The 18,923-nt window shown below is 52.7% G+C and carries 24 protein-coding genes and 1 tRNA gene; 13 read left to right on the top strand and 12 right to left on the bottom strand.

Annotated features, from left to right (window positions below):
* Positions 1-66: 66 nt before the first annotated feature.
* Positions 67-516 carry a hydrogenase maturation protease gene (locus MVK46_RS07035; protein WP_297535919.1) on the top strand — a complete coding sequence of 150 codons (450 nt, stop codon included), beginning with the start codon at positions 67-69 and terminating at the stop codon, positions 514-516.
* Here the strand turns inward: MVK46_RS07035 and MVK46_RS07030 are convergent.
* The 4 genes from MVK46_RS07030 to lonB form a co-directional block, all read right to left on the bottom strand.
* Complete coding sequence (locus MVK46_RS07030) at positions 506-763, bottom strand: hypothetical protein (RefSeq protein WP_297535918.1); 258 nt, start codon at positions 761-763, stop codon at positions 506-508. The genes MVK46_RS07035 and MVK46_RS07030 overlap by 11 nt on opposite strands.
* Before the next feature lie 149 nt (positions 764-912).
* Positions 913-2,253, bottom strand: coding sequence for a SufD family Fe-S cluster assembly protein (locus MVK46_RS07025; RefSeq protein WP_297535917.1), 1,341 nt, complete (start codon positions 2,251-2,253; stop codon positions 913-915).
* The gene (gene sufC, locus MVK46_RS07020; protein WP_297535916.1) at positions 2,250-2,990 is read right to left on the bottom strand and encodes a Fe-S cluster assembly ATPase SufC; all 741 of its coding nucleotides are present in this window, start codon (positions 2,988-2,990) and stop codon (positions 2,250-2,252) included. Before sufC ends, MVK46_RS07025 begins: the two co-directional genes overlap by 4 nt.
* 74 nt (positions 2,991-3,064) lie before the next feature.
* Positions 3,065-4,969, bottom strand: a complete 1,905-nt coding sequence (gene lonB / locus MVK46_RS07015; protein ID WP_297535915.1) for an ATP-dependent protease LonB — start codon at positions 4,967-4,969, stop codon at positions 3,065-3,067.
* A 111-nt stretch (positions 4,970-5,080) separates the two neighbouring features.
* Between lonB and MVK46_RS07010 the strand changes: the two genes are divergently transcribed.
* From MVK46_RS07010 to MVK46_RS06980, 7 genes are all read left to right on the top strand, one after another.
* On the top strand, positions 5,081-5,872 hold the full coding sequence (locus tag MVK46_RS07010; protein ID WP_297535914.1) for a DUF2666 domain-containing protein: 792 nt from the start codon (positions 5,081-5,083) through the stop codon (positions 5,870-5,872).
* A gap of 63 nt (positions 5,873-5,935) precedes the next feature.
* Complete coding sequence (locus MVK46_RS07005) at positions 5,936-6,322, top strand: RidA family protein (RefSeq protein WP_297535913.1); 387 nt, start codon at positions 5,936-5,938, stop codon at positions 6,320-6,322.
* A gap of 31 nt (positions 6,323-6,353) precedes the next feature.
* Positions 6,354-6,725 carry a Mov34/MPN/PAD-1 family protein gene (locus MVK46_RS07000; RefSeq protein WP_297535912.1) on the top strand — a complete coding sequence of 124 codons (372 nt, stop codon included), beginning with the start codon at positions 6,354-6,356 and terminating at the stop codon, positions 6,723-6,725.
* 60 nt (positions 6,726-6,785) lie between these two features.
* Positions 6,786-7,187, top strand: a complete 402-nt coding sequence (locus tag MVK46_RS06995) for a helix-turn-helix transcriptional regulator (protein ID WP_297535911.1) — start codon at positions 6,786-6,788, stop codon at positions 7,185-7,187.
* Positions 7,162-7,497 (top strand): MazG nucleotide pyrophosphohydrolase domain-containing protein, encoded by a 336-nt coding sequence (locus tag MVK46_RS06990; protein WP_297535910.1) that lies wholly within the window; start codon positions 7,162-7,164, stop codon positions 7,495-7,497. Before MVK46_RS06995 ends, MVK46_RS06990 begins: the two co-directional genes overlap by 26 nt.
* 140 nt (positions 7,498-7,637) lie before the next feature.
* Entirely contained in the window at positions 7,638-8,087 is a 450-nt protein-coding gene (locus MVK46_RS06985) for an Lrp/AsnC family transcriptional regulator (protein ID WP_297535909.1), read from the top strand.
* Between the two features lie 77 nt (positions 8,088-8,164).
* The gene (locus MVK46_RS06980) at positions 8,165-8,881 is read left to right on the top strand and encodes a DUF92 domain-containing protein (protein WP_297535908.1); all 717 of its coding nucleotides are present in this window, start codon (positions 8,165-8,167) and stop codon (positions 8,879-8,881) included.
* A gap of 66 nt (positions 8,882-8,947) precedes the next feature.
* Here the strand turns inward: MVK46_RS06980 and MVK46_RS06975 are convergent, their stop codons facing one another.
* The 6 genes from MVK46_RS06975 to MVK46_RS06950 form a co-directional block, all read right to left on the bottom strand.
* Positions 8,948-10,000, bottom strand: coding sequence for an SPOUT family RNA methylase (locus MVK46_RS06975; protein WP_297535907.1), 1,053 nt, complete (start codon positions 9,998-10,000; stop codon positions 8,948-8,950).
* 66 nt (positions 10,001-10,066) lie between these two features.
* A complete protein-coding gene (locus tag MVK46_RS06970) occupies positions 10,067-10,669 on the bottom strand; it encodes a 30S ribosomal protein S3ae (protein WP_297535906.1) in 603 nt (200 codons plus the stop codon).
* A gap of 15 nt (positions 10,670-10,684) precedes the next feature.
* Positions 10,685-10,945 carry a KEOPS complex subunit Pcc1 gene (locus MVK46_RS06965; protein ID WP_297535905.1) on the bottom strand — a complete coding sequence of 87 codons (261 nt, stop codon included), beginning with the start codon at positions 10,943-10,945 and terminating at the stop codon, positions 10,685-10,687.
* Entirely contained in the window at positions 10,935-12,350 is a 1,416-nt protein-coding gene (locus MVK46_RS06960; RefSeq protein WP_297535904.1) for a DHH family phosphoesterase, read from the bottom strand. The genes MVK46_RS06965 and MVK46_RS06960 overlap by 11 nt, the downstream gene beginning before the upstream one ends.
* 28 nt (positions 12,351-12,378) lie before the next feature.
* On the bottom strand, positions 12,379-12,834 hold the full coding sequence (locus MVK46_RS06955; protein WP_297535903.1) for a 30S ribosomal protein S15: 456 nt from the start codon (positions 12,832-12,834) through the stop codon (positions 12,379-12,381).
* A 142-nt stretch (positions 12,835-12,976) separates the two neighbouring features.
* Positions 12,977-13,054 (bottom strand) — tRNA-Met (locus MVK46_RS06950).
* Between the two features lie 93 nt (positions 13,055-13,147).
* On the opposite strand from MVK46_RS06950, the gene MVK46_RS06945 reads away from it, so the two are divergent.
* The 3 genes from MVK46_RS06945 to MVK46_RS06935 are packed head-to-tail and all read left to right on the top strand — an operon-like array spanning position 13,148 to position 16,035.
* The gene (locus tag MVK46_RS06945) at positions 13,148-14,308 is read left to right on the top strand and encodes an aconitase X catalytic domain-containing protein (protein ID WP_297535902.1); all 1,161 of its coding nucleotides are present in this window, start codon (positions 13,148-13,150) and stop codon (positions 14,306-14,308) included.
* Between the two features lie 9 nt (positions 14,309-14,317).
* Complete coding sequence (locus MVK46_RS06940; protein WP_297535901.1) at positions 14,318-14,716, top strand: DUF126 domain-containing protein; 399 nt, start codon at positions 14,318-14,320, stop codon at positions 14,714-14,716.
* Positions 14,717-14,760: 44 nt separating this feature from the next.
* The gene (locus MVK46_RS06935; protein ID WP_297535900.1) at positions 14,761-16,035 is read left to right on the top strand and encodes a site-2 protease family protein; all 1,275 of its coding nucleotides are present in this window, start codon (positions 14,761-14,763) and stop codon (positions 16,033-16,035) included.
* On the opposite strand, the gene MVK46_RS06930 is transcribed toward MVK46_RS06935, so the two are convergent.
* Complete coding sequence (locus MVK46_RS06930; RefSeq protein WP_367182640.1) at positions 16,032-16,607, bottom strand: hypothetical protein; 576 nt, start codon at positions 16,605-16,607, stop codon at positions 16,032-16,034. The two genes, MVK46_RS06935 and MVK46_RS06930, sit on opposite strands and share 4 nt — an antisense overlap.
* 121 nt (positions 16,608-16,728) lie before the next feature.
* Here MVK46_RS06930 and MVK46_RS06925 point away from each other — a divergent pair, with 121 nt between their 5' ends.
* Positions 16,729-16,914, top strand: coding sequence for a class III signal peptide-containing protein (locus MVK46_RS06925; protein ID WP_297535898.1), 186 nt, complete (start codon positions 16,729-16,731; stop codon positions 16,912-16,914).
* A gap of 66 nt (positions 16,915-16,980) precedes the next feature.
* Entirely contained in the window at positions 16,981-17,169 is a 189-nt protein-coding gene (locus MVK46_RS06920; protein WP_297535897.1) for a hypothetical protein, read from the top strand.
* Here MVK46_RS06920 and MVK46_RS06915 read toward each other — a convergent pair.
* On the bottom strand, positions 17,150-18,923 hold a 1,774-nt coding region (locus MVK46_RS06915; protein WP_297535896.1), incomplete at its 5' end, for a hypothetical protein. The two genes, MVK46_RS06920 and MVK46_RS06915, sit on opposite strands and share 20 nt — an antisense overlap.

Here is an 18,923-nt window from a genome sequence, read left to right as displayed (position 1 = left end):
AAAGAGTATATAAGGGTTTCGATAAGGCTCATAAACTCCAGAGGCAACTCACTGGGGGAGGCAAAAATGAGAACGCTCATCATTGCCCTCGGCAACGAGCTGATGAAGGACGACGGAGTTGGACTCAAGGTCGGCAGAATCCTCGCCGAAAAAGGATATAACGTCTTGGAAGCAGGAACGGACATTTTTCTGCTCTCGAACAACTATCAAGGCGAGGAGAGGTTGGTAATCATCGATGCCGTGTTGAGCGACAAATTCGCACCGGGAAGCGTCGTTCACCTTAAAGGGAGGGGTGTCTTTGAGAAGCTGAAGGCAGAACTGAGGAGCGCCCACTTTATGGGAGTAATAGACGGCCTCAAACTGCTGATGAAGCTGGACGAAAGGCTCGCAAAGGCTGAAGTCCACTTCGTTGGGATAGTCGTTGAAAAGATAGAACTTGGAACCGAACTGAGCAGCAGTGTTGAAAAGGCCGTCCCAAGGGCCGTGGAAATAATAGAAAAAATAGCTAGCTCCTAAGGACCTTCAGTTCACTCTTATACATGCCCCAATTGAGATACAGATGAACCGCAATGACGCAGAGCATTATCATTCCGTAGATGATGTGAACGTGCAGGAGTTTAACCGCTGGTTCCCCCAAGAACGTCTTTTTCCTGGACGCTATCAGTGTCGAGGCCGTTAGGATTACCGCTCCGATATAGAGAGCTATGAGAATTGAGGATATAACCGCCTTGGCTTTGACCACCTTTCTTCCGCTTCCGGCCATTTTCCATCACCGGCTCATATGAAGGAACTTTCTTTAAAAACATTTTGCAAACTTAAAAATTGATCTTGGTAGCCTAAAAATATTCCAAGTGTTAAGTAAAATGTTAATTGGCCTCACGATGAAATATTGGAGAAGAGAAAAACACAAAATCACATACCGCCGCTTACGGCAAGCTCTATTATCTTCCTTATTTCAACGAGGAACTCCATCGGAATGTCCTTGAGCATCGGCTCGAGGAAGCCCTTCACTATGAGCTGTGTCGCCTTCTCCTCATCGAGTCCCCTGCTCATAAGGTAGAACAGCTCCTCTTCACGTATCTTGCCTATCGCTGCCTCGTGGCTCAGCTCGGCATCGTCAACCTTGCTGACCAGCCCTGGGTAGGTCTCCATCGTGGCCCTGTCGCTGAGGAGAAGGGCATCACAGCTTATGTGGCCCTTCGTCTTTGGCGCCTCAGCCCTTATGATTCCGCGCGTTATAACCGTGCTCTCGTCCATTATCACAGCTTTGCTCGCGTTTATTCCCCCGGCGCCTTTGCCCTGGAGGTACATCTCGCCACCCAGGTCCACGAACCAGTCCTTCTGGCCGAGGAGAATGCCGTTCAGCTCGACGTAGCCGTTCTCATCCACCCAGTACTTCGGATTTGCGACGTTGCTCTTTCCAGTTCCGAGTCCGACGGTTGTGTTGATGAAGCGCGCTCCCCTTCCTATCCTCGCCCTCGTCATGGGTCTCGTGTGCACGTATTCGGGCCAGTTCTGCAGAACAGTGAGCTGACCCCTTGCACCGTCCCGTATATAAGCCTCGGTCATGTCTAGGTGAAGTGAATGTCTGACTAGTATTGGAGCCGTACAGCCCTCTATGAGGTGGAACTCCGTGTTCTTCTCGGCGATTATGATGATGTGCGGTGCCTGAGCTAAGGCGCTTTCCTGTATCAGGAAGAACAGATGTAGCGGGAACGGAACCTTAAGGCCCTCCTTGATGTAGAGGAATATTCCTCCGTTCCAGACCGCCGTGTGATAGGCTGTAAGCTTGCTCTCATCAACGCGGAAGAGCTTGAGGAAGTGCTCCTTGACGAGGTCGGGATACATTCTCACGGCTTCTTCCGTCGGAAGGACTATCAGGCCCCTCTTGGCCCACTCCTGAAGGAACTGGTTGTAGATGACTCCCGTATCGGTCTGAACTGCTAAGCCAGCTATGTACTTCTGCTCGACCTCGGAAATGCCGAGTCTGTCGAGGAGAGCCTTCATCTCCGGCGGCAGGTCGTCAAGGCTCTCGATGTTTTCTGGCAGACCCTTAATTTCAGGCTTCGCTATGAAATGGAGCAGTTCCTCCTCACTTATCACCGGGTCGTTCAGCGGGGCCCTCTCGAAGGCTTCTAACGCCCTGTACCTTATCCTCGTCATCCACTCCGGCTCTTTGTTCCTCTTTGCAAGCTCCTCAATCTGGTTCTCGATTATAGCTTTGGCATCACTCATTGTTATCGTTTCCGTCATGCTCCCACCTCCTCGAAGATTTCAGAGAATCCCTCGCGGTCTATTCTCTCAACGAGCTCTCCACCGCCCGTCTTTACAATTCTGCCGTCCTTCATCACGTGAACCTTGAGGTCGTCCCTGTCCAAGTGTTCAAGAATCCTCCCGTAGTGGGTGATTAAGAGCACCGCCGTGCCCCTTTTGTGAAGTTCGTCAATCTTTCTGCTGATTATGCTCAGCGAATCAACGTCGACTCCGCTGTCCGGCTCGTCGAGTATAAGGAGCTTCGGCTCGATGAGAACCGCCTGCAGAAGCTCAAGCCTCTTTCTTTCGCCACCTGAGAAGCCGACGTTTACGTAGCGGTGCAGGTCCTCCTCCTTGAACCATAGCTCCTCCGCCTTCTTGACTATCAGGTCGTAGGCCTCCACGGGGTCCATGCCCTTAAGCTCGACCAAAACCTGCTGGAGAAACTCGATTATCTTAACCCCCTCCACCTCCGGCGGAACCTGAAAGGCCAGCAGAATTCCGCGCCTTGCCCTTTCGTCTGGACTGAGGTTCGTGATGTCCTCGCCGTTGAAGAGAATCCTGCCCCCAACGACCCTGTACTTGGGATGTCCCGCCACCGTTAGGGCGAGCGTCGATTTTCCCGAGCCGTTCGGTCCCATTATTACGTGGAGTTCACCCGGCAGAACCTCGAGGTTGACACCCTTCAGTATCTCCTTGTTCTCAACGTTGACTCGAAGGTTCTCAACTTTGAGCATTAGCTCACCCCCGTGGGTAACGTAGATGGGACGTTTTTTAAGCATTGCTGGACAGGAATGTGAAATAGAAGAGGTCAGTGGAAGAGGGGCAACGCCTCCCGAATCTTCCGCAGAAGCTCCTCCTTCGCGGGCGAGTCTTCGAGGGCTATCTCAAGGACCTCGTCTATCCTCTCCACCGGGTATATCTCAATCTTTTTGGCCTTGTCCGGACTTAGGAAGACGTCCTTCTCGTTGGATTTGGGAATTATGACCTTCTTTATGCCCGCCTCGATGGCGGCCTCAATCTTTGGTGTCGCACCGCCTATCGGCAGGACCTCACCGCGGACGCTGAGCGAACCCGTCATTGCAACGTCCTGCCTTATCGGAATGTTCTCAAGGGCCGAGATTACGGCGGTGGCAACGCTTATGCTCGCGGAGTCCCCTTCAACGCCCTCATACGTTTGAAGGAACTGGACGTGGATATCGTACTTGCTGATGTCCTCTCCCTTGTAGCGCTTGATTATGGCCGAGACGTTCTGAACGGCCTCCTTCGCTATCTCTCCGAGCTTTCCTGTGACGATTATCTTTCCTTCCTCCTTGCTCGCCGCTGGGGCAACAACAGCTTCAATCGGCAGAACGATACCGCTCTCCTCGCCGATAACAGCTAAGCCGTTGACGCGCCCGATTTCGCTCCCCTCGCTCTTTATGACCTGGTACTCCTTCTTCCTCTCGATGTACCAGTCGGCAAGCTGCTTCTCAAGGGGCTTCGCGAGCTTGAGGGCCTCAAGAACGTCTTCCCGCTCGACAATCTTCTTGCCCTTCTTGACCGCTATGTCGCCGGCGGCCCTCACTATACCGCCGAGGTCACGGAGGCGGAGCGTCAGGTGGCCCTTCCTGCCGGCCCTCTTCTGAGCCTCCCTCACTATTTCCTCGACGGCGTCGCGCGTGAAGTGGGGAATCTTGCCGTCGCGTTTAACTTCTTGAGCAACGAACTGGACGAGCTTTCTCCTGTTCTCTATCGTGTCGGGCATCGTGGTTCTCATGTAAACCTCGTAACCGTAACCCCTTATGCGCGAACGCAGAGCTGGGTGCATCTTCTCTATCGTGTCAAGGTTTCCGGCCGCAACGAGGATGAAGTCACATGGAACCGGCTCGGTCCTCACCATAGCACCGCTTGAGAGCTCGCTCTGACCCGTAATCGGGAACTTCTTCTCCTGCATCGCCGTCAGGAGGCTCTGCTGCATTTTAAGGGAGAGGGTCGCTATCTCGTCTATGAACAGGACGCCCTTGTGGGCGCGGTGTATCATTCCCGGCTCGACGCGCTCGTGGGCTGGAGTTCCAAGGCCTCCGCTCTGGAAGGGGTCGTGTCTAACGTCTCCGAGCAGTGCGCCGGCGTGCGCTCCCGTTGCGTCTATGAACGGGGCCTTGGTCCTTCCGCAGTTGTCAACGAGGAGCTTGGGGACGAGGACAGTGTTCTTGAAGCGCATGTTAGAGAGCGCCATCATGGTGAGGATTATGACGAAGATCCCCATGAGGAGCGTCGTCGCGCTGAACTGGAGGAAGAGGGCGAACATCACCGTGAACATGACGAAGAGCAGTATGTAGGACTTAACGCTCTCTTGGCTCTTGGCTTTTTCACGGTAGCGCTCAACTATCCTCCTGCCCTGACAGGCAGGAACGGTCTTGATTTTAGGCATGTTTTCGTCCTCTGGGTTGGGAAAGACGAGTATGTCCTCAAGGTTCTCGGTTGGGAGAAGCTCGGCCATCGCCTGACCCAGCATCGACTTGCCCGTTCCGGGTTCACCGATTAGAAGAACGTGCCTCCTCTGAGTCGCGGCGGTTTTTATAACCTCGACCGCGTGGTCCTGCCCGATGACCTGGTCTATGAGCTTCTCGGGAACTTTAATTTCCGCCGTTGTCTCGAACTCGACACCGAGCTCAAGCTTCTCCCCATACTCGCGAACGGAAGGAGTTTCCCTAACCTTCTCCTCCTCACCCATCTCCTTTCCCTCTCCCATCTCTAAGTGCCAATGAACGAAGCGATTTATAACCTTTTTCGAAACCTGTGGAAAAAGCTAAAAGTCCCCATGAGAACTCCCTCTGGTGGGAGCATGAAGGTTGAGGAGCACGTCGCGTTTACGGCCAGACACCGTGACTGGAAAGTCGCCAAAAAGCTTACCGAGATGGAAAACGAGAGGATTGCTCACTTTCTCGCGGGCGTCTCAAACACGGTAAACTCACAGATTGCCCGCTATCTCTCCGAGGGAATGGACGTTGAGGGGATCAAAAAGCTCGCGGAGGACCTCAGAAAAGGCACCCTGAATGAGACGGTCATCGCCTTGAAGTCCCCTGGAACCTCAAGGAAGCTGGGACAGCTTGTAAAGGAAACGGACAATAAGATGAAGAAGCTCCTAGTGGACGTCGCGAGGGCATACCTAGTGAGGGAAACCCTAGAAACCCTCGTCCCTGTTAATTATCCCGAGGGAATCCTTGAGGGCGTTGACGTCGAGTTCCCCTTCGAGGACGAACACGTAAACTTCACGGCAAAACACGGGCGCTGGATAGTAGTCAAGAGGCTCATCATAGACGAGAAAACCCCCATGCTTGACGTTGCCAGGTTGCTCGCGAGCATAAACGAAACGGCCACACTCAAGCTTCCCGTCTATGCGGACATAGACCTCGAAGGAATCGAGGAGGAGTTCTCGGCCTTTAAGAGGGTTAAAAAATCCGACATCCCCAAAGTTATAGAGGTGTACGAGGCGTTCGAGCCCTCACTCTACGCTGATGAACCCTTCGAGGAGCACGCGAGGGTTTACGCACTCAGAACTGCCCTCGAAAAGATAGGCCTTACCCTCGACGTTCCCGCCAAGTCCCTTGAGAAGTACCTCGAAAAGAAAGGATGATGAGGCCGAGGACACCCGAGATGGCGATGAGGAATCTTCGCTTCGCTGACGGAGGTGATTAAGATGGAGAAGAGGGTTGTCTACACGGAGAAGGCCCCCAAGCCAATAGGACCCTACAGCCAGGCAATACTGGTTGAGGGCGGAAAGTTCCTGTTCGTTTCCGGCCAGATACCGATTGACCCCGAAACCGGGGAGATAGTCGGCGGAACAATCGAGGAGCAGGCCGAGAGGGCCATAAGGAACATGCTGGCGATTGTGGAAGAGGCCGGAGGAAGTGCAGAGAACGTGGTCAAAGTTACAGCGTTCCTCAGCGACATCAACGACTATCCAAAGTTCAACGAGGTCTACGAGAGGTTCTTCTCAAAGGCGAAGCCGGCCAGGGCAGTCGTTGAGGTTGCGAACCTGCCTAAGGGCGTCAAGGTCGAGATTGAGTGCATTGCAGTTCTCTAATTCTTTTCATCATATTTTGAGAGGTGAAAGCATGAGAGAAGTCCTGATACGGAGGGAGCTTCTTGAATACCTTCTCCAGCTCGCCAGAAACGCTTATCCCAACGAGTTCGTGGGATTCCTGAGGGAGAAAGACGGAGTCTTTGAGGAAGTTTTAATAGCCCCCAACCCTCACGCCGGACCGGGGAGTGTCTTCTTCGACACGTGGATGCTTCCGTATGATGAGAGCATTAAGGGAACCGTCCATTCCCATCCAAGCCCAAATCCCTGGCCGTCGGAAGCGGACCTGGAGTTCTTTTCGAAGTTTGGAGGGGTTCACCTCATAATAGCGTGGCCGTTTACAGAAGACACCGTCAGGGCCTATTCCAGCGACGGCAAAAGGCTCAGGTTAAAGGTGGTTGAATGACGTTTTTCAGATGAAAAGTTTATTAAACAGTCAGCGAACTAAGTAATTAGGTGATGCTCCATGAAGGTTAGGGAGCTTTTTGAGAAGCTCGACGAGAGGCAGAAGAAGACCGTCATGGGCTGCCGCGAAAGGTGCGGTATTCCCAACCTCGATGCTGAGGTCAATCCCGAGGTTCCCGATGACGTCGTGAAGTTCCTCAAGGTCATCTCAAACCCCCTAAGGCTCAAGATTCTCAAACTGATTAGGGATGAATGGCTCTGCGTCTGCCTTATTTCCCAGGCTCTTGGGGAAGACCAGACACTAATCAGCCACCACATTCGCTCCCTCAAGTCCCTCAACCTGGTCCTCGAGAGACGAGAGGGCAGGATGAGGTTCTACAAGACCAACATAGAGGTCGTCAAGGGGTACTTAGAAGCCGTGAGGGGCGAGCTTATCCATGAAGAGGCTCCAGAAGGAAGTTGATGAACTCATAAACGAGTTCGGTGGCTACTGGAAACCCTTTGAGATGCTCGCCGCAGCCGTCGAGGAGCTCGGTGAGCTTGCGGATGCCATGCTGGCGTACGAGAGAATAAAAGGAGAGGGTTCGCTGGATAAAATCCAAGAGGAGTTGGGAGACCTCTTCTTCGCTCTTTTATGCATAGCAAACGGTTACGGGATTGATGCAGAGAAGGCTGTAAGAGACACAATTAGAAGATATAGGGCAAGAGATAGTGCAAAATGGAACAAAGTTAGTAAAAACAAACGGGAAGTAAGTAAAGAGAATGATACCTAACATTATGTGCTCATTTAAGCCCTGGATTTCCCCGCCAAAGGCCCTTTAGGATAACCGAATGGGTTGGAAATTCTCCAATGGCCGAAATATTTTTATATTCGTCAACCAAATGAGAACAAGTGCTATGCGGAGGTGGTTCAATGGCCGATAAAATAAATGGTATAGACCTCAGGATTCTGAAACTTCTCTCAAAGAATGCCCGACTCACTTACAAGGAGCTCGCCGAGCTCCTCGGGACAACAAGACAGAGAATTTCGAGGAGGATGAACAGGCTTGAGCAGAGCGGAATTATACTGAAGTACACCGTGATTCCAAACTACGATGCCCTTGGATACATCCATGTAATACTCGGCGTAACCATAAAACCGGAAGTTGACATTGATGAAATAGTCGAGAAGCTTAAAAAGAACGAACACATAAAGATAATCCAGCGCGCGCTCGGTTCTCACAACCTCGTTCTCCACATAATCGGTCCGAAGGACATGAAGGAGCTTGAGAAGATAATCGCCAGCGTCACCAAGGAGATACCGGGCATAGACCACCTCGACATAACGTTCATCACCGAAACCGTAAAGTTCGAGGCCCTCTGATTCCATTTACTTTTTCGTCAATTGGCGAGAGAAAGGGTAATAAAGCGGTTTCTTAAGTTGGGGTTCAGGTGGCAGTGATGCTCTCAAGAATACTGGCGGATTCAGCGGTAGTCTTTGTGCTCGGCGCTGGCTCCTACATCTTCGGGGCACTGGACCTAAAGGGAGCCATCAGTGCGGCGGTTCTAGGTCTGCTAGTCCTGGAACTTGGAGGGATTTACCCGTTCTTGGCGCTCTTAACCTTCGTCATTATGGGCGTTCTTGCCACGAAGTACAGGTTCAGGGAGAAGGTGAGGAGGGGCCTCGCACAGGCAAACAACGGAGTGAGAAGCTGGGGAAACGTCATGGGAAACGGACTTGCAACTCTGCTTTTCCTCCTCTGGGAGCATCACACCCATATGGACGCCTTCTGGGCGGCGACGTTCGCCGCCATAGCGACCGTTAACGGGGACACCCTCGCAAGCGAACTTGGAAAAGTCTTCGGCAGAAGACCCAGGATGATAACAAGCCTCCAGCCGGCCGAACCCGGAACCAACGGTGCGGTGTCCATTGCAGGAGAGGTGTTTGCCTTCCTCGGCTGTTTCGTTATAGCGCTCTTTGCACTCCCCCTAACGGGTCACAAACTCCAAATGCTACTCGCGGTTCTGATTGGGGGATTCATCGGGGTCAACCTCGACAGCCTGATTGGGGCAACGCTTGAGAACAGGGGAATAACCGATAACAACTCAACGAACTTCCTCGCGAGCCTTTTCGGCGGTTTAATCGGAGCTGGAATATTCTACACACTCGGCGGATGATGACTACGGCGGATTCCCGAGCGGTGAGGACGACCTTAGGGTCTGACGCCAGAAAAGGGAAAGGAATCACTCTCCCCTCTCGTTCTCCCTCAGAAACTCTTCGTAAACCTCCCAGAGGGAAACGAGCGTCGCCGGAATGCCGTGCTCGGTGGCGAAGGTCATGTACGGGGCCAAATCAATGACGTAATCTGCGAAGCGGAACAGACCGCGCGGGATTCCCTCGCGCGAGCCGATGAAGACAACCACCTCCCTCGCGTGGTGCATGTCCCTGGCGAGCTTATCTTTAACTTCAGCCAGGGTCGGCCCCTTAGGGTCGGTGATTATTAGCAGTCTCTTGTTCCTCCTCTTGTCGCGGATTACCTGATATAGGTCCCAGAGCGAGACGGGAACCTTCTCCACCTTCCAGGGATAAGCCTCGCGCTGTATCTTGTAACGGCTTTCTTGGCCGGCCTTGACGCCCCTCAGGAACTCCATCAGCTCAAAGGCGTCCATCTTCTCCTTGGGTGCTATTATGAGCTCCTTAACTTCAAAGGCCTGTGCCGCTCTGCCAATCTTCTCGCCGAACTTCCTGCAGGCTTTATAATCGCCCCAATAGGGCATCTGGACTATCGTCAGCTTCCTGAAGAGCTTCCTCGCGTCAATCTTGTCGGGGGTGTACTTCCTGTACTCCTCTCCCGGAAGGACGGAGATGTAGGCTTTGTCGCCTATTATCTCAACCTGGACGACCTTGTCAGGCCAGCTGAGGTTCACGTCGGCGTTTGTTAGCTCCTTTATCCTCGCCCCAAGAACCCGGTTCACGTCTATGCTCGAGAAGTCGTGCTTCCCGCGCCTCTTGGTTTTGACGGCATAAGTTTCATTCTCGCCGATGAGGTGTGCAATCTTCTCGGCGCTCTCGGCTATCTTATCGAGGTCGGCCTCGGTCTCTACCAGAACCGGAATCACCCTCTCGACCTCGGGAATCTGGAGGAGCTTTTCAAGGGCCTTTTCATCGGCCTCGACCAGAACCAGTCCGGTGTATCCCATCGGCGCAATCCAGACATCTGCCTCTGGAATTGCCTCCCTGATGTAGTTGCCGGCAACAGCCTCCATGTCGCGCTGGGTCTTAACGAGAAATTTCACACTACCACCTCCCAAAACCGGGGATTTTCAGTCCCAAAACGTTAAGCGGAAGAAGAGGCAGAGGCGTCAGGCCTCCGGCTCGGCAAGAACCTTAATCTTCCTAACCTCGGCGCGCTTAATCGGGTATATCTTCCTCGCTTCCTTGGCAATCTCGCTCGCTATCTGGCCGTTGACGGACTGGAGAACGAAGTCGGCGAAGTTGAGCTCCTCGGCCTTCTTATAGATGATGTCCTGCATTATCTTCCTTATGGCCCTCTCCTGGCTGGTCTGAATTCTTCTGTAGGCGATAACCATGCCCATAACGCGGAGCTTGTAGCCGTCCTTGGTTGTGATGTTGAAGATTCCGTCAACGCGAGTGGTTCTCCTCCTGACGAGCGAGCGGATGTAGCTCCTCGCGAGGGTGTGGCCCTTGAACTTGGTGTACGCGTTCTGGCCCTTGACGTCGTAAACCTGGAAGTAGAGCTTGACGTGGCTCTTTGTGAAGTCTCCCGTGAGGTCCCTAAGGGTCGTCTCGACAACCCTTCCAACGACCTTCTGAGGGTCATCTGCAGGCGTCAGGCCTATCTCCTTGCTTCCGAAAAAGTCTGGAGCGTAAACGATATACCATTCTTTCATCTTCCACTTATCCTTGGTAGTAGCCGCCCTCTTCCTCGGGTTACCCTTTGCCATCCTAACACCTCCGCTTTAAACCTTTTCGGTCATCTCCTCGGCGACCTTGACCGAAAACACCAAATCATCGAGCGCCTTGATGAGTGTCTCAATCTCACCCCAGTATTTAACCTTTGTTATAACGTCCCCATCAACCCATCGGGTTCGCACATTTAAACTTTTCTTTAGCTCCGCCGGCATTGCCTCGTTGTCCACCTCTATTGCCTCTGCCACTGCCCTAGCTCGGAGCTCATCACCGTAGCGCCACCGTATCTCAACGTTCGCCTCAATCCTCATTGCTCCTCACCTGCTTCGCAAGGGCTTCGTTGAGGAGTCTGATGAACTCATCTATCCTGCTCTTGGGGAACCGGATTCCAGCCGCTATTGCGTGGCCGCCGCCTTCACCGCCGAGCTTCTCGGCAACCTCCCTCAGGGCCTCCCCAAGGTGGTAACCCTTTTTCAGGGCCTTCTCCGTGGTCCTTGCCGAGGCCTTGACGAGGTTCTCGTCCTCCTCGCTGTCGGCTATGACGACAACGGGCTTCTCAGGATTGGCGAGGCCGGCGTTGATTGCCATGTTAGCCGCGATGCCAACGAGCGTATCGCGGATGTTCCTGCCCGCGTAGAATACGTAGGCGTGCTCGCCTTCCTCGGCCATGCTCCAGTTCTGGATTATGAACTTCCTTGCCTCTATCTGCTCCCTCTTGTAGTCCTCGAGCATCTTTCTGGCCTTCTTGTATGCCTCTTCATCGCCGAGGCATATCGCCACTCCGAGCGTTCCCGCGTTCAGACGGCCGGTCGCGTTGAGGAGCGTCGCGAACTCCCTCGCCTCGTGCCTGACGTCGCCCTCGGGGTAAAGCGGACTCACCACAACGTCACCTATGAGCCTGTCTATAGCTTCCTTCGGTGCCGAGTGCTTTATCATGTGGACGAGCAATGCCTCGTGGAGCTTCCTCTTCTCTTCTTCCCTCAGCTGCCAGTAGTGAAGCTCGGGGTCAAAGTCCCTGGCGCGGAGCCACTCAATGGCCTTTCTCTCGTCGCCCGTAATCTCTGGTATCTCCGGATTGGTTGCGTAGGCCAGCATCTGATAGAGCGGCCTGCTCTCCCTGCCGAAAAGGCGAAGCTCCTTCCTGACCTCCAGGATTCCGAGCTTCTTGCCGTCTTCGATAATTTCAAGGTTGAGTCCGTGAAACTGGCCGTCTATCTCCTGCATGTCGCCAACAACTCCAACCGTTGCTATGTAGGCCAAATCCCTGTTGTTTCTGTTCATCTCCCTCGCTATGAAGTAGGCAACGCCGGAACCACTTAAATCGCGGACGCTGTTGGCTCCGAAGGGAACTGGATTTACGAGAACCTTCGAGTCACTTGAGAAGTCGTCCTCCGGCGGGTGGTGGTCGGCAACCACAACGGTGCCGTCGAGCTTCTTCTCAAGAAGTTTAATGGAACCGCTTCCCAGGTCGCTGAAGACGTAAATCTCTCTGTTCTCCTTGGCAAGCTCGTCAACAAGCTCTTCGCTCACCTGCTTGACGATGCTGAGCTGAAAAGTCCCCCCTTCCCTCGCTATTGCCTTTGCCAGAACGGCACCGGCGGTTATGCCGTCTGCGTCCCTATGCGAGATTATCCTGATGGTGTGGCCTAACTCGATGTGCATCTTAATAAGCTCGGCTCCCTCGCGAACCCTCTCCAAAAAGGCTTCCCTGTCCATGGTACCACCTTAAGAAGAAGGAAAGGGTTCAGCGAACGAGAAGCTTTGCCTGCTCCGGGTCGTAGCGCCACTTTTCGGGAAGCTTACCGGTTCTCCTGTAGTACTTGACGAGCCTCCTAATCTTGCTCTCAATGAGCTGGAGGCCGCGCATTGAGTGCCTGTCCTTCGGGTGCTGTTCAAGGTGCTTCCTGAGGTTAACGGCACGCCTTATGAGGAACATGAGGTCTTCAGGTATCTCCGGGGCGAGACCGTTTTCCTCAAGGATTTTGGTTATCTTCTTGCCTGTGATTAGCTTGACGCTCGGTATGCCGTACTGGTCGCGGAGAATCGTCCCTATCATGGCGGTGCTGTAGCCCTCTTTTCTGAGCTTTACAACGAGGGCCTCAACCTCCTCGGCAGTGTATTCAACCCACGTTGGTGGAGCAGTCCTCGGCGGCCTCTTTGAGCCGGATTTACCCCTCTTTCTCGCGTGTATCCTCGCCATAACGTTCACCTCCCGGTGACGGCCAGCTCCCGCCAGCCGCCCCTTCGCGTTGGAAATTGAGAAGGGATTTAAAAAGGTTTGCCTCCGTTTCGAGTTCGCCAAGAATAACAACTGAACCAGCTGAACGAACAGAAAAAGAATCTGGTAGCGGGGGGAGGATTTGAACCTCCGACCTCCGGGTTATGAGCCCGGCGGGCACTCCTAGCTGCCCCACCCCGCTGCTCGACCCGTTAGTTACTCAACTCCGGGAGCTTTATAAATTTTTCGGGCTGGGTTTATAACAACAGCTCCCCAACTGGTTAGAGGTGGTTGAATGTTCCTGACTAAGGAGGAGGAGCTTATCCTGGCCGGGGAATACGGGTACGCCCTCCAGAAGGCCATGGAAATTCTCGTGGCACTCGGGGAAGTTTACGGAGCCGAACGCCTTATTCCAATAAAGAGCGCTCAGATTGCTGGCGTCTCGTATAAAAACCTTGGGGAGGCCGGCCTCGAGTTCCTCAGGGACTTCGTCAACGCTGGAGCCAGAGTAAGCGTCTATACGACTTTGAATCCCGCGGGAATAGGCGACGAGGAGTTTATGGAGAAGCAGAGGGAAGTCCTGGAACTCTACCGGGCAATGGGGATTGAGACAACGTCCACCTGCACACCCTACTACGGTGCAAACCTTCCGAAGTTCGGCGACCACTTGGCTTGGAGCGAGAGCTCGGCCGTTAGCTTCGCAAACTCCATAATCGGGGCAAGGACCAACCGCGAGGGAGGACCGTCGAGTCTCGCCTCGGCTATAGTTGGCAAAACCCCCGAGTACGGACTGCATCTCGATGAGAACAGGAAGGCAACCGTAAAGGTTAAGGTTGAGGCGAAAGTCCGGGGCTTCGTTGACTACTCCGCCCTGGGCTACCACCTTGGAAAGACCCTCGGAAGCGACGTGCCCTACATAACCGGCCTCAAACCCGAGAGCACAGACTACCTCAAAGAGCTCGGGGCGTCTATGGCCGCCACAGGCTCAATAGCACTGTACCACGTTGAGGGTGAGACGCCGGAGTACAGAGAAGCACTCGTGGACAAAGTTGAGACCATAACAGTCGAGGAAGCTGACCTTAGGGCCGTTAGGGAGAGCTTCTCTGACGACTGGGGTGAGATAGACATGATTCTCATCGGCTGTCCCCATGCCTCGCTGATGGAAATCAAGGGGATAGCAGAGCTACTCAAGATGCGCGGGAGACCGCTCAGAATTCCCCTCTTCGTAACCGCAAGCAGGGCCGTAAAGGCTTTAGCAGATTCGCTCGGCTACACCGAAACGATAGAGCGCTACAACGGAAGGATTATAGCCGATTCATGCTTCGTCGTGTCTCCGATTAAAGGCTGGTACCGTGGAATCGCCACCAACAGCGGGAAGAGTGCCTTCTACTTCCGCTCCTTCGGTTTCAGCGTGAGGCTCGACGATGCCGAGAGGCTCATAAAGGAGGCGCCCTGAGGTGGTCGTATGAAGCTCAGAGGGAGGAAAATAGTGGGGGGAAAGGCAGAGGGTGAGCTGATAGTCTCGAGGAAACCGCTTTCGTTCCTTGGGGGCGTTGACCCCGAGACGGGAATCGTCACCGACGCGGAGAGCGACATAAGGGGCGAGAGCATCGCTGGAAAGATACTCGCGTTTCCTCGAGGTAAAGGCTCGACGGTTGGCTCCTACGTAATCTACGCCCTCAGGAAAAACGGGAAAGCACCGAAGGCCATAATAGTTGGGGAAGCCGAGACCATAGTTGCAACCGGTGCAATAATTGCAGGAATTCCAATGGTCGATGAGATAGACGTGAGTAAGCTGAAGAGCGGTATGAGGGTGAGAGTCGACGCAGACAGGGGCGAAGTCGAGGTTCTCAGCGATGGGTAGCAGGGTTTTTAACACCCTCCATCAACTTTTCTTGGAGATGAAAAATGCCCAGGGGAATCTACGAGTGTCTTAACTGCGGTCACAGGGAAGAGCGCGATTCAGTCGAGCCACTGCTTGAGAAATCGTGTCCGGTGTGCGGGGGAGACATGATTCTCGTTGGCTACGCCGAAGGACCTCAGACCGAGACCAGCCCTCAGGAAGAGCCCGCGTTTGAAGTTATCCCGCCCGAAACCGCGGGAATTCCGAAGGATGTCGAGGAAATACTCAACAGGTACTACGTTCTCGAATTCTGGAGAAGGGAAGGCGACGTCACAGTATACCTCGTCAAGGAGATACTGGAAAACGACTTTGAAAAAGTCCTGAGGGCGCTTGAGAAACGGCACTACTGGGCGGCGCTCAAAAAGAGAGACGGCCACGTGCTTCTCTTCGTCTTTCCGGCGGGTGAAGTCAAAGAGAACAACCCGTGGCTTCCGTGGGTCTTCCTCTTAGCCACAATCGTAACGACGCTGATGGCCGGCTACTTTCTGGCTCTCAACTACATAGCCGCCATGAGGGAGTTTGGAAGACCGGGGATTTCCAATCCCTATCTGATAGCCCTATCCTTCTCGGTAAGCGTTATGGCGATACTGGGGACGCATGAACTCGGCCACAAGATTGCGGCCGCCTACCACGGGATTAAGGCCACGATGCCGTACTTCATACCGTTCCCCTTCAGCTTCATAGGAACACTCGGAGCGGTTATAAGAATAAAGTCCCCCCTGCCAACGAGGGACGCCGCCATAGACCTCGGAGTGAGCGGACCGATAGCGGGGTTCCTCGTGGCAATCCCCGTGACGATGATAGGGCTCAAGCTGTCCATAGTTGTTCCGCCAACGGCCGTTCCCTCGACTGGTCAGCAGTTTTACTTTGGAACGAACCTAATCTTTGAACTGCTCACGAGAACCGTCCTCCACGTCCCCAGCAACTACGTCGTATTCCTCCATCCCATAGCCATAGCGGGCTGGGTGGGTCTTTTAGTGACGTTCCTAAACCTGATTCCGGTTGCACAGCTCGACGGGGGACACATAGCGAGGGCATTCCTGAGCGAAAGAACCCATAGGTACCTGACCCTTGCTGTGGCGTTCGGACTTATTGCCATGAGTGCCCTGTGGAGCGGGTGGATGATATGGGGGATCCTAGTCTTAATTATCGGAGCTACTGGAAACCCGGGAGCACTCGACGAAGTCTCTCCAATCTCAAAGAGAAGAATACTGCTTGCCATTGTTGCAGTTGTGATATTTGTCCTAACGGCTACCCCAAGACCCATGTGGGCATCTTAGGCTTTCTTCCTGCCGTTTCTCCCTAAACTTTCCCGGAGTATCTGCTCGATGTCGTAATAGATTGAATCCCTCGAAACTCCAAACATTCTCGCAACTTCTGATATGTTTAAAACGCGGGGGTTGTAGTCAAACGCCTCTAGAACCATAGCTATCAGCCTTCTCCTCTCTTTGAGGGTGTACTCCCTTATGGGCTTGCCCCTTTCGAAAACGTTGTAGACGACGACGCCAACTGCATAGGTTCTTCGCGTAACAGGAGTCGTGTACGTCTTAACTTCTACATCAACTATTTTTGCATTCTCCGGAAGTTTAACGTTGATTTTCTCCAGAGTCTTGTTTATTGCATCCTCCTTATTTCTGCCGGAGGAATACTCAGCAAGGATTGCCTTCTTTGCGTTGACCTTGGGGTCTATAGCGACAACGACCATGAGGTTCATAAAAGCACCGAAACTTAGGGAAATTTTTGCATAATCTATAAAGCCAGGTCTATTTGAAAGGACTTCCTTTGATTTTTCATTAACTTCTTTTATACATTCTTCAATGCTAGCAGATTCACACTGAACGCTTACTATCATCAAGGGGCACCCCTTAGGGGTTTTACAATATTGGGCAGGACTCCCCCCAATTTTGGGTAGAAACCTATATAAGTTTTTTTGGTCGAACAAGGTATGAAGTAACCCCTTGGAGGTGATACAAATGAAGAGAAAGGCTCAGGGTGCAATCGAGTACCTCTTCATGTTGGCCGCGGCTCTGATAATTATAGTTGTCGTGATTAGGTACATCAGGAGCACAGGAACAACCGCTGGGCAGCAGGCCCAGCAGACCGTCAAAGAAGTTGGAAGCCTCGTTTCAAGCCAGATTAGCAGCGCCGCCAACAGCTGATAGAGGAAGTTATAAACACGTTAGGTTTTTATACTCTTTTTATCATTTGCTATATGGTGTGATACTATGATGAGACGAAAAGCTCAGTCGGCTGTTGAATATCTGTTCCTTCTTGCGGCCGTTGGGATTATAGCAATACTCGTTGCAAAGCTGGTCATTGGTCCTCGGAAGAGCATAGCATCGGCCACAGTGGAAAGCAACAAAAAGATTTACAGCCTCGTAAGCTCAAACGTTGTCAGCAACGCTGGGTCTTGATTGGTTTTATAACAACATCTCCCCTCAAAATGATGTCCCCATTCCTAATTCTAATGTTCCCCTTGATTTCTACTCCCAAATCCTTGGTGTAAATTGAGAGCTTGGACACGTTCATCTTTGTAGTGTTTGTGATTGAAGTGCCGTTTACAAGAGCCACAGCCGCCTTGGGGGGGAGAACCTTTAAAGGTGCAGATGACATCAGCACTATGGACGACTCGTTTAGCTTGATTAAGTAGGCTATTGAACTCCCCCCGGACCCCTGAATGACCTTATACTGCCCACCGAGTTTTTCAATTCTGGTGAAAGCAATCCCGCTGACGTTCTCCGGTTTCAGCGCAAGAATCACCGTTGTGTTGAGGTATACACCAAGCGTTCCATTGACAGACGCAATGGAGAGAACATGGGGACGTCCTTTAAAGACAAACATGTGAATCGAGGCTCCGTTTACGTAGGATTCCGAGAAGAGGAGCGTCCAGTTGTGCAGTGCCCAGCACCACACCCTTGAATACTCCACCGATAGCTTGGTAGCCTTGTATTTCATTATTGCGAACATCCAGGAGTCTATTATAACGCCTTCAGCGTTGTGATTCATGGTGTATTTAATATACCTCCCAGCACTCCAGCTGTCGAGGTAAAGCAGACCAAAATCATCGATGGTGTAAGGAACCGTTGGAAGCCCGAGCATGTAGGCGTCCATCGGGTTTATACTGACGAACTCCCCATTAACACCGGATTCTTTAATGTATCCCGCAAGGTCCTCCCTAACCTTTCCGGAGAAGGGCAAGAAAGAACCCCGAATCTTCCCCGTGGGGTAGTTAAGGGTGAACCCCACGGCTCCGATTAGCAGGAGGATTAACGACATCGAAACCAGGACTTTAACGTCCTTCCCTGGATTGCCGTTGCCAAGAGCCTCCGAGATAACCCCGCTTAGGTAGAGGTATAAAACCAAGAAGAGGGGGTAAAAGAACCGCACACTTGGAAAAACAGGGGAAACCAAGTACAGGAAAATCAAGAGCACTAAAAAACTTCCGAGAAGTTTCCGTTTACTTCCCAAAATCCTCCCTCTCAGGGAAAGAAGCACGGCGGCTGTTATTAGCGCCGCAATGGGGAGGAACGAATAGCCCGAGAACTGGGAGTAGCCCGAGAAGAACAGGGCCAAGAACTTGTGAAAGAGGTTGGGCATTCCCACTAGGGGCGGATATCTGGCATGCTGGGAGACGTAGGTCTGATAGATGTAATTTCTCGAGGCTCCAAAACCGAGCGGAAACTCGACGAGAATCTTCTCAAGGAGCACGGGGACGGCAAGCAGAACGGCCGTTTTCAAGTTGAGAAGAACGTCCCTGACAACATGAAGCACGGGCTGGATTACCCGCCTGTTGAAGGCGTACATCAAAAGGGAAAGCCACAGCAGCATCAGGAGAATTACCAGGAGGCGCTGGTTCACGTACTGAATCTCGTGGAAGCCGGGAAGAATCAGGAACATTAAAAAAACCCGGTTTGGATACAGCAGGGAAAACGACAGTATTAGGGTAAAGAACAGGAGAACCAGCGAAAAAACTACGAGAACATTTTTTCTTGTAAAAACAACTTCAGAAATTCCCAACAGCTTTTCCCGCACTGAAGGGATTGAATACAGGAGTATAAAGAGGTACTCCGCCAGGAGGAAGGGAATTATTGTAAACTTGTATGAGCTACCAACCGCCGCCAAGAACAGGGCAGCAAACGCATCTCTGTACCTTTGGCTCTGCATATAT

Origin of the sequence: Thermococcus sp. (assembly GCF_027066465.1) — an archaeon.
In the GTDB taxonomy this organism is placed as follows: Archaea; Methanobacteriota_B; Thermococci; order Thermococcales; family Thermococcaceae; genus Thermococcus.
The sequence above is the reverse complement of the archived record's forward strand: the minus strand, read 5'-3'. Positions and strand labels throughout refer to the sequence as shown.